Source organism: Methyloceanibacter marginalis (assembly GCF_001723295.1).
Taxonomy (GTDB): Bacteria; Pseudomonadota; Alphaproteobacteria; order Rhizobiales; family Methyloligellaceae; genus Methyloceanibacter; species Methyloceanibacter marginalis.
The window spans coordinates 1-1,482 of record NZ_LPWD01000290.1; the positions used below are offsets into that span (position 1 = coordinate 1).

Here is a 1,482-nt window from a genome sequence, read left to right on the forward strand (position 1 = left end):
GCGCCCCGCTCGCGGCAGTCATTTTAAAGCCTCGTATCGCCGCTTATCACCTGAGTGGCACAGATGCGCGCATGGAGATCACGCACCTCACCCGACGGCCCACGCGCTACGGCGCAGGCGGGCGAACTGGAGACCCCCGAGGCTGGTCCGTTAGCCTGGCGCGGGTGTCCGGGCGTATCGGGAATTTTTGCGTCCGACAGCGGCCCAGCCGTACCGCGCCACCCCGGGCGCCGCGTCCCCCATCCCGAGAAGCAGACGGTCTGCAGCTCGCGTCCTCATGGACGAGGGATGCAGGCATTGTACCCCAGCTTCGGGAGGCGGGCATAAGTCGCACTCAAAGAGGCGAGAGAATGAGAGCACGTATAAGGAAACCCCGGGCACAAGGTGGGGCAACGGATTCGCTACCACCTAAACGGCGAAGCGCGATTCTCGCGGCCGCAACGGCGTCAAAGAGCTATTCGAGGTTTGACCGGGCGCCGCCCCGGGCTAGTCTCCGCCCAGCGGCAAGTCCTGAAAGATCTCCATCCACCTCGTGTTCACCCTCGCCCACCTCTCCGACATCCATTTGAGCCCGGTCCCACACGCCAAGCGGCGGCACCTCCTGTCGAAGCGCATCCTGGGCTACGTGAACTGGCATCGCGGGCGGAAATACGTGCACAAGCGCGAGATCCTCGACCTGCTCACCCGCGACCTCATCGAGCGGAACCCGGACCACATCGTTGTCACCGGCGACCTCGTCAATCTCGGTCTGCCCGAGGAGTTCCTAAAGGCGGCGGAGTGGCTGCGTCATCTCGGCCCGCCGGACGAGGTGACCGCCATTCCCGGGAATCACGACGCCTATGTCCGGCTCCACCCCGACAAGAGCACGCGCCACTGGCAGCCTTATATGCGGGCGAACGAAGCGGGCGAAGCGCTGTTCCCGACGCCCAAGACCGGCTTTCCCTTCGTCCGCCGCTTCGGCGACATCGGCATCGTCGCGTTGTCCTCGGCCATCCCCACCATGGCGTTCGTCGCCGCGGGCCGCATCGGCAAGACGCAGCGCGAATATTTAAAGGGCGCGCTCGACACGCTCGGCCGCGAAGGCCTGTTCCGCGTGGTGCTGATCCATCATCCGCCGTTGCCGGGACAATCGGGCTGGCGGCGCGGACTGCGCGATGCCAAGAAGCTCACCGACATTCTGCGCAAGCATGGCGCCGAGTTGGTGCTGCACGGGCATCGTCACGAGCAGAGCATCCGAGAGCTCGACACGGTCAGCGGACCCGCGATCGTCGTCGGCGTGCCGTCCGCCTCCGAAGCCGTCGAGGGGCGCGCGCCGGCTGCGCGCTATAACGAGTACACTATCGAAAAGGCCGGCAATGGCTGGCGCGTGGAGATGGTCGGCCGCGCGGCCGCGAGCAGCGATCAAGTGTGGGAATGCGAGCGGCGCGTGCTCAGGGAACGCTGATATTAGGTCATCCCTCCCCGCGAGGGGAGACGCGCGTG

General features: G+C 66.1%; 1 protein-coding gene. It reads left to right on the top strand.

Going from position 1 to position 1,482, the window contains the following annotated elements; translation table 11 throughout:
• Positions 1 to 532 precede the first annotated feature (532 nt).
• Complete coding sequence (locus AUC71_RS11040; protein WP_069624308.1) at positions 533 to 1,444, top strand: metallophosphoesterase family protein; 912 nt, start codon at positions 533 to 535, stop codon at positions 1,442 to 1,444.
• Positions 1,445 to 1,482 lie beyond the last annotated feature (38 nt).